This window comes from Biostraticola tofi, assembly GCF_004343195.1.
Classification (GTDB): domain Bacteria; phylum Pseudomonadota; class Gammaproteobacteria; order Enterobacterales; family Enterobacteriaceae; genus Biostraticola; species Biostraticola tofi.
On the sequence record NZ_SMCR01000020.1, the window covers coordinates 1 to 7,750 of the forward strand.

The window sequence follows — 7,750 nt, forward strand, 5'->3', positions numbered from 1 at the left end:
GAAAACTATCAGCCCGATGAAGAGCATATACAAGAACAGAATTACAAGCTTGAACTTGAGCTGAGAAAATTGAAACAATGTCTATGAATCACACACATTAGCGCTCCATATCAAGCCACAAAAGCCTCTTTCTGCCTCTACATACAAATCACAGCGAATACAGTCAATATCAGGAATATCTTGCATCCCTGACTGAGGATAGTACTCAGATACTGCAAAAAACGAGTTTCTACACAGCCTGTGCCAGGAGCGGACGTTGATGGAAGTTGAATTGGTTTAAATACCGCGACGTTTTTCTAATTTGATATCAGTGCCGTTAATATTTGTTTCATTGCCCCAGCCGAGTTGCCTGTAGAATTTCGCCGCGCGACTATTTTTATCGGTTTCCAGCCAAGCAATCTCATGATGTTTGAATAATTCCTGCTCAGCTAGCATAACAAGCCTGCGACCTACACCTCTGCCTTCATATTCCGGGAGAACAAAGGCCGCAAAAAGACAACCTTCATCCGGCAAAATCATTGTAAAACCGATAATTTTGTCTTTTTCAGTCGCAACCCATGCGCAATGATTCTTCTCAATCATATCGGCCACGACGCTTTCGGTAATCCCCATCTGCCGCATTTCTTCACGACTCAGATGATTCTCGATTACCGATGTTCTCACTTCGAACATACCATCAATATCAGAAAGTTGAGCTGTTCTTACATTGACACTCATTAGTCTTACGCCATGTTTTATAATAAATTTTGATAATGATATCCGCCATTATCTTTAGAGAACCATAGGGATTTGAGCTCCAAGGCTGCTAATTATATCCGCTTCTCGCTCATAGATGCCCTTTGGTATTGTCGTGGGTAGCCCTGTGCCAAAAGCGGAGGTTACCCCTTGGGGCCATTAAAGATTAGCCTTGGGATGTTATGATAAATTCATTCAACTGTCAGGGTTCAATTAGGGTGAGCAAAATGCTCCTGGAAAAGCTGAAAGCACTTGAATGCAGTCTTCACGGTGCCCGGAGGAATGATCGGAAATGGCTTGAACAGATTTTGCATCCGGAATTTCGGGAAATTACACGGTCAGGCGTAATAGTTGACCGCGCGGAGACGATAGCATCTCTGGCTGGCGAATTAAGTCCAACGATCATTCTTAGCAGTGATTTCCGGCTGATCAGCATGGGAGAGTACTGCGCCATTCTGCACTACAAGACGTTTAATTCGGACGGCAGCCGAGCATCCCTACGTTCTTCCTGCTGGGTGTATTCTGACAGGGCGCAATGGGAGCTGGCTTTCCATCAGGGAACACCAGAGGCGGGTGCGGTATAAGTTTGGCAATGACACGGTAAAAAAACCTACCCGCCCGGTGGGTATCTCTTATAGGCACGAAAAGCCAATGTCCGTTCTTCGCTCTAAGCAGACTGTCACGTTCCCATTTTTTTTTTTGATAAAACTGATGTTCATATTGAGCCTTCACTAGTGAAGGCTCAATACTGGCTCTTCCTATTGTAGATCTTTTTCCTTCAGGAATTGACTCACCAAATCAGCAATCTGCACATTATTTAAATCAGAGAACGGAAAGTGAGTATTACCTTTGATTCCTACCTCAGGCAGATGCGTCACAGTGACATCCCCGCCATGCTTGTTCACCACGTCACGCCACGCACGAGCCATCGCCAGACGTACGCGCCAGCTGTCCTGCGCGGGCATGGCGACAGGTTTATCCGGAATGTTATCGCCGTAAATGATCAGAATCGGGATTTTGGTCAGTGCCATAAACTGCTCCATTGGCACAGGCTCACCCTTCAGCGTGTCGAACGCGCTTGGCATAGGGGCAGGGAGTTCTTTTTCCGGAAAGACAAAACTGCTGCCAGGTTCGAAAGCGACAATGGCTTTGACCTTGTTGATTTTTATCGCCGTGTACCAGCCCGGTCCGCCACCCTGAGAGTGGGTGAAGAGGATAGCCGGGCCGGATTTATCCACGACGGCGGACATCGCATCAGAGATGACATTGATATCAAACGGCCCGGTATTTGGGGTCATCTGACGGAAATACTGGTTCAACGCTTCTTTGTCGTGAGAGAACTGAACGCCTTTAAAATACTCGGGCCACACGCCAACACGGAACTGGTTAAACCACATCTGTTCATCCGGTTTAGGCGTAACAGTACCTTCTACAGTAGTGCGTCCGGCGCTGCCCCGGCGTGGCTGATCGACAAGATAGGTTGAGAACCCGCGACGCAGGAATAGGTTCTGGAAACCTTCACGACCATCCGGAGTGCTTTCCCAGGTACGGGAGAACTGACCTGCGCCGTGCAGCATGACGATAGGGTATTTATGCGGATTTTCCGGAATTTGGTAGAACACTGAGGCATGATCGCCATGATAGGTTTGGCCAACTGAATCTAGCGGCTTTTTCGCGTCAAATGTTCCTGGTGCGGTGATGATAGTGCCACCAGCAGAAAAGCTTCCCTGTTCCTGAATGACCAGCGGCTCGGCATATACCGACTGAGCCACCAGGCCAACCGCCATTACGCAGATGGCCAGCGTTTTTAAGATTGTCTTCAAAATTACATCCTCTGTTATGTTTGCCGTTCGATCATATCTGAGTTGTCAGCGTTGATTATTTAGCACCCCTGATTGCCCTTATTTGGCAGACTCATGAATGCGGACGATTAACTGCGAATTGTCTCTAACCAACGGGTGACCGTTTCAGTTGTTCTTCGCTCCTGGTCGCATTCAAGGACCAGCGGTTTTTCCCGACGCGCAGTTGGGGCGAGACTGGTAAGGATGTCGTCGCTGTCTCCTTTACCGTAGCCACCGTGAGTAATAAAGGGGATGAGTAATTTGCCCGCAAGGTTATGGCTGCTGAGAAACGTTTGCACTACAGGCGGCACGCTGGTCCCCCAGATCGGAAAGCCTAAATACACGGTCTCATAGCGGGAGATATCTGCGACGCTATTTTTGAATACCGGTTTTACGCCTCGCTCACGCTCATTTTTCGCCTGTTCAACGGTCTGAAAATAGTCTTCTGGATAAGGCGTAGCTGGTTCGATTTCAAATAAATCGGTATTCAGGCTGCGGTGAATGACGCCCGCAATCACCCGTGTATTTCCGCTGCGGGAAAAGTACGCCACCAGAACACGGCTTTTACCCTGCACGTTTGCGGTTCCGGTCGCAGCTGTCGCCAGGGAGACATTTGCCAGCGTGAGCCCGGCAAGTGCGGTGATTAACATTCTGCGGTTGGGATCATGCTCCATAACCCACTCCTAATTGTTTGCGAGCGCCTGCTGCAGCGCCTTTTCTGCTCGCATTGCTGCATCATTTTCGCCTTGTTCACGCAGAACCTGTGCCAGTTGGCGTAGCTGCGCTGCCGTCAGGCCGACCCGCATGCTGGCTCGCGTATGCGATAACAGCTGGGCTTCAACGCCTGGTGTGGCCGCTAATGCGCCAACCGTTGCCAACTCGCGGCTTTGCCAGTCGAGATTATCGCGGGCGAAAATGTCGCCAAACAGATGCGTTTGCAGGAATTGATTAATGACCGGGGCAAAATCAAACAGGGGTCCCTGGACGGGAGCGCCTGAGATTTTCGTCTGGTTTGCGATACCGACGCGGCGAAGCTCATCCCCGACTGGGATGGTGGCGACCGGTTCTTTGCCCTCAACGTCTTCGATACCACGTTGTTTACGTGCTTCGACGACCTTCATCAGTTCACTAAGCGCATTCAGGCTACGGGGGAAGCCCGTGTAGGCATAAAGCTGGACCATAATCTCTTTGGTTTCGTTTATGGTGAGTCCTGCGTCAAGACCCTGATTCAGGGCTGCATTCAGCTTATCCATCTGACTGCTGGCCATCGATGCCGCAATCAACGGGATGGCCTGCTGGCTGGCTGACAACGTATCTGAAACCTTTTGTTCGTGGTTCAATTCTGAGGCTCCTTTATTGACGGGCGCAGCAAGTGCCACGAGACCAAAACCAAAGGTCAGCAGTACCGCTGCCGCTAATGCTTTAATGGGCGTGGTATTGTTCATCTGTCACTTTCTCCATCCAGTTAACGCTTTTGCCATCCACAATCCCGGTTATCGCCAGATGCGTCATCGCGCTGCCGGGGGCCGCCCCGTGCCAGTGTTTGATGCCCGCCAGGCAAGAAACAACATCACCAGCGCTGATAACCTGCACCGGCTGTCCTTCTTGTTGGGTGAGCCCAACACCCGAGGTCACAATCAGCCGCTGACCTGCAGGGTGCGTATGCCAGGCGGAACGAGCACCAGGCTCAAAGGTGACATAAGCCCCGGAAACAGGGATGTCGTTATCCGGTTTGAAGAGAGGATCAACCCTGACGCGTCCGGTAAAGTTCTCGGCTGGCCCGTACACCGCGTTCTGACTTCCGGCGGGAGCGATATGGACAGCGGGATGTTGCTCCGCTGCCCAGGATGATAAGGTGAAGAAGGGCAGTAACAGCCCGAAGTAACGTAAATGTCCGATCATGCAAAGCGTCCTTATCATTGAAGAGGCGGATTGCCTGCGATGATTTTATCGAGGGGGTAATGACGTCAGGCTGACGCTCCCCTGACAATTCTGTCAGTTAACCCGGATCCCTGCTCAGTGCCTGGGCGAGCATTGCCCGCCGTGTTATCCGCTTGCATCGCAAAGGTGAGGCCAAAGGTATTGATGCCGTTTTCACTACGCGCAAAGACTCCTCCCCGGTGCATAATGGCGACGGCACGCACGATAGACAGGCCCAGCCCATGATGGGTATCGCTCCTGGCTCGGGAAGTGTCGACGCGATAGAACCGTTCGAAAAGCCGGTGTAAGTGCTCTGGTGCTATCGGATCGCCCGGGTTCGAAACTTCTACCCAGGCCTGAAGACCTTTTTCGCTTAAGCGCACCGTAACAGTGCTATTGGACGGTGAGTGTCTTGCGCTATTTTCCAGTAAATTTGCCAGCGAGCGGTGAAACAGCCGCCGGTCGATGTGCGCCGTGACATCGCCCTCAACCTCCAGCGAAAGCTGTTTTTCAGCAAAAGAGGGTTCAACATACTCCGCGGTTTTCAGGGTTTCTTCCCGCAGGGACACCAGCGTAAGCTGGGAAGCATGTTCACCCGCGTGAGCATGGGACAGAAACAGCATGTCGTTAACGATAGATGTCATCCGTTCAAGTTCTTCCAGATTGGAACCCAATAACTCTTCCAGTTCATCCTGCGTGCGTCGGCGTGATAGCCCCAGTTGCGTCTGGCCGATCAGGTTAGTCAGCGGCGTACGGAGTTCATGTGCAACATCGGCGTTAAAGCTTTCGAGCTGCCTCCAGGCGACTTCTTGCCGTTCCAGCACGCCATTAAAAGATGATGCTAAATGCTGTAATTCGTCAGGTAATGCTTCGGTATTCAGGCGCTGACCATGGTCCCCGGGAGCGAGTTGCCGGGTCTGTTTACTGAGCGCCCCAACGGGGCGAAGACCGATCCTTGAGACGATGTATCCCAGTAAGGCGACAATCACGACGCCCAGTGCGGTAATGATCAGCAATGTACGCGTGAAGGCATCAAGTGTTCCCATATATGGTGTGGAGTCGATAGCAACCACATAGCGCAACTCAGGCCTTTCACCGTTGGCGGGGATGGTTTTCACTAATAGAAACAGCGAACATGCACCTTCTGATGCACCTGGCACTTTATTAAAGCCTTCCTGTAAAGAAGACCACTGAACACCCACCGGCGGTGTTCCCCCCATGCTAAAGCGTGGGTTATCGCTCACTATCCAGTAGCGAACACGCTCACCTTCTGAATTGGTTAACACAGTGAATTTATTGGCCAGCGTTGACCAGCCGTCAGCCGAGGTTCGTGCGGTGATCCACGGACTCATTAATGATTCCCGAAACAGCAGTTCGTTGTGCATCTGCTTTTGCAAAGAGTCATGTAAGGAGCTTCTTAGCAGGATGCCGATAACGGACACAATCAGCAGCGCGGATAAGGCAAACATCAGCGCCAGGTGAACGGAGATGGAACGCTTAGGCATGCTTATCTCCTTCATTTATTCAGACCAGACTTCGAGGACATAGCCCATGCCACGAACGGTATGCAGCAGTTTGATATCGAACGGGGCATCCACTTTGGCTCGCAGACGTTTAATGGCGACTTCAACCACGTTGGCATCGCTGTCAAAATTCATGTCCCATATCTGCTCCGCAATCATCATCTTTGACAGTATCTCTCCCTGATGTCGGGCCAGAAGGCTCAACAGGGAAAACTCTTTCGCGGTCAACTCCAGTCGCGTTCCGGCGCGAAATACCCGGCGGGCCAGCAGGTCAAGATGCAGATCGTTAATTTGCAGCTGGGTGATGTCTGCGCCATCCGTAGCGCGGCGACGCACCAGTGCCTGAATACGCGCCACCAGTTCAATAAGCGAAAAAGGCTTGGGCAGATAATCATCCGCGCCAAGACGCAGCCCTTTAACGCGCTCGTCTACCGATCCACGTGCCGAGAGCATCAGAACCGGCGTCTGTTTGACTGCCCGCACGCCCTCGAGAACCCGATAGCCATCCATCCCCGGCAACATCACATCCAGTATTATCGCGTCATAGTCGAACTCCAGCGCGTAATGGAGACCTTCAGCGCCATCTGCAGAGACGTCTACCGTAAATCCGGACTCACCCAGCGCACGGGAGAGATAGGTTGACGTTTTTTCTTCATCTTCGACTAACAACAGGCGCATAACGGGACTTCCTCTTAACTTTTCATCTGTGCTTCAACATCTGAATAAACCTGCACAGCATCCGGAAGACGTTGACCCTGGATAGTAATGGCATCCAGTGAGCGGGTGAGCTCGGTCATCTCGGCGAGAGTCAGCGACACGCCGGTAGCCGCTGTGTTTTGCAGCATATGGTCTTTATTGGTGGTGCCAGGGATGGGAACAATCCAGGGTTTACGGGCCAGGAGCCATGCCAGCGCAATCTGTCCCGGTGCGGCATTTTTTTGTATTGCCCAGGATTTCAGTAGTTCAACCAGCTGTAAATTGTGTGGCAGGTTTTCAGGCGAGAAGCGCGTTTCTGTCGCGCGGAAATCACCGGCAGCCAACCGGGTATTCTCATCAATCCAGCCCGTTAAAAACTGCACGCCGAGTGGACTCCATGGCACGAACCCAATGCCCAGCTCTTCACACACCGGAAGCACCTGTTTTTCAGGGCCGCGCCAGAGCATGGAGTATTCACTTTGCACGGCGGTAACGGGTAATGCGGCATGGGCGCGTTTCAGCGTGTTGATGCCCATTTCAGACAGACCCCAGTGCAGGACTTTTCCTTGCTCCATTAAATCTTTCACCACACCGGCGACATCTTCGATCGGGATCTGTGGATCAACACGGTGTTGATACAGTAAGTCGACGCGATCGGTACGCAGGCGTTTGAGCATATTGTCGACGACCTGCCTGATATGCTCAGGTCTGCTGTTAAGGCCCGGCAGACGCTTACCCGTCTGTTGGTCAATGTTCCAGCCAAACTTGGTGGCGATAACGATTTTGTCCCTGAACGGGGCGACGCCTTCCCCGAGAATTTTTTCGACTTCAAACGGGCCGTAGGCTTCAGCAGCGTCGAAGAACGTTACCCCTTCATCAAATGCCCGACGGATAACATTGATCATCTCGGGACGCCAGGGAATGTAATGGTCTAATCATTCCGGACACTTTGTTAGAGATATAATGAGCAACGCTAACGAGGTGAGAATGCGAAGAAAAACATTTACCCATGAGTTCAAGCAGGAATGTGTCAAT

At 51.6% G+C, this 7,750-nt stretch carries 9 protein-coding genes; 1 reads left to right on the forward strand and 8 read right to left on the reverse strand.

Annotation, left to right across the window (positions count from 1 at the left end; all coding sequences use genetic code 11):
• Window positions 1-276: 276 nt before the first annotated feature.
• A complete protein-coding gene (locus EDC52_RS19430; RefSeq protein WP_165911772.1) occupies window positions 277-717 on the reverse strand; it encodes a GNAT family N-acetyltransferase in 441 nt (146 codons plus the stop codon).
• Window positions 718-962: 245 nt separating this feature from the next.
• On the opposite strand from EDC52_RS19430, the gene EDC52_RS19435 reads away from it, so the two are divergent.
• The gene (locus EDC52_RS19435; protein WP_131867969.1) at window positions 963-1,319 is read left to right on the forward strand and encodes a nuclear transport factor 2 family protein; all 357 of its coding nucleotides are present in this window, start codon (window positions 963-965) and stop codon (window positions 1,317-1,319) included.
• A 174-nt stretch (window positions 1,320-1,493) separates the two neighbouring features.
• Here EDC52_RS19435 and EDC52_RS19440 read toward each other — a convergent pair whose 3' ends face one another.
• The 7 genes from EDC52_RS19440 to EDC52_RS19470 all read right to left on the reverse strand — a co-directional run bounded on the left by EDC52_RS19440 (window position 1,494) and on the right by EDC52_RS19470 (window position 7,620).
• Entirely contained in the window at window positions 1,494-2,558 is a 1,065-nt protein-coding gene (locus EDC52_RS19440; protein ID WP_131867971.1) for an alpha/beta hydrolase, read from the reverse strand.
• Between the two features lie 107 nt (window positions 2,559-2,665).
• Window positions 2,666-3,250: a flavodoxin gene (locus EDC52_RS19445; RefSeq protein ID WP_131867973.1), complete on the reverse strand. Its 585-nt coding sequence runs from the start codon at window positions 3,248-3,250 to the stop codon at window positions 2,666-2,668.
• Between the two features lie 9 nt (window positions 3,251-3,259).
• The gene (locus EDC52_RS19450) at window positions 3,260-4,021 is read right to left on the reverse strand and encodes a carboxymuconolactone decarboxylase family protein (RefSeq protein WP_131867975.1); all 762 of its coding nucleotides are present in this window, start codon (window positions 4,019-4,021) and stop codon (window positions 3,260-3,262) included.
• Entirely contained in the window at window positions 3,999-4,478 is a 480-nt protein-coding gene (locus EDC52_RS19455; RefSeq protein ID WP_131867977.1) for a (R)-mandelonitrile lyase, read from the reverse strand. Before EDC52_RS19455 ends, EDC52_RS19450 begins: the two co-directional genes overlap by 23 nt.
• A gap of 65 nt (window positions 4,479-4,543) precedes the next feature.
• The gene (locus tag EDC52_RS19460) at window positions 4,544-6,001 is read right to left on the reverse strand and encodes a heavy metal sensor histidine kinase (protein ID WP_131867979.1); all 1,458 of its coding nucleotides are present in this window, start codon (window positions 5,999-6,001) and stop codon (window positions 4,544-4,546) included.
• Window positions 6,002-6,016: 15 nt separating this feature from the next.
• The gene (locus EDC52_RS19465) at window positions 6,017-6,697 is read right to left on the reverse strand and encodes a heavy metal response regulator transcription factor (protein WP_131867981.1); all 681 of its coding nucleotides are present in this window, start codon (window positions 6,695-6,697) and stop codon (window positions 6,017-6,019) included.
• 14 nt (window positions 6,698-6,711) lie between these two features.
• Entirely contained in the window at window positions 6,712-7,620 is a 909-nt protein-coding gene (locus EDC52_RS19470; protein WP_230468106.1) for an aldo/keto reductase, read from the reverse strand.
• Window positions 7,621-7,750 lie beyond the last annotated feature (130 nt).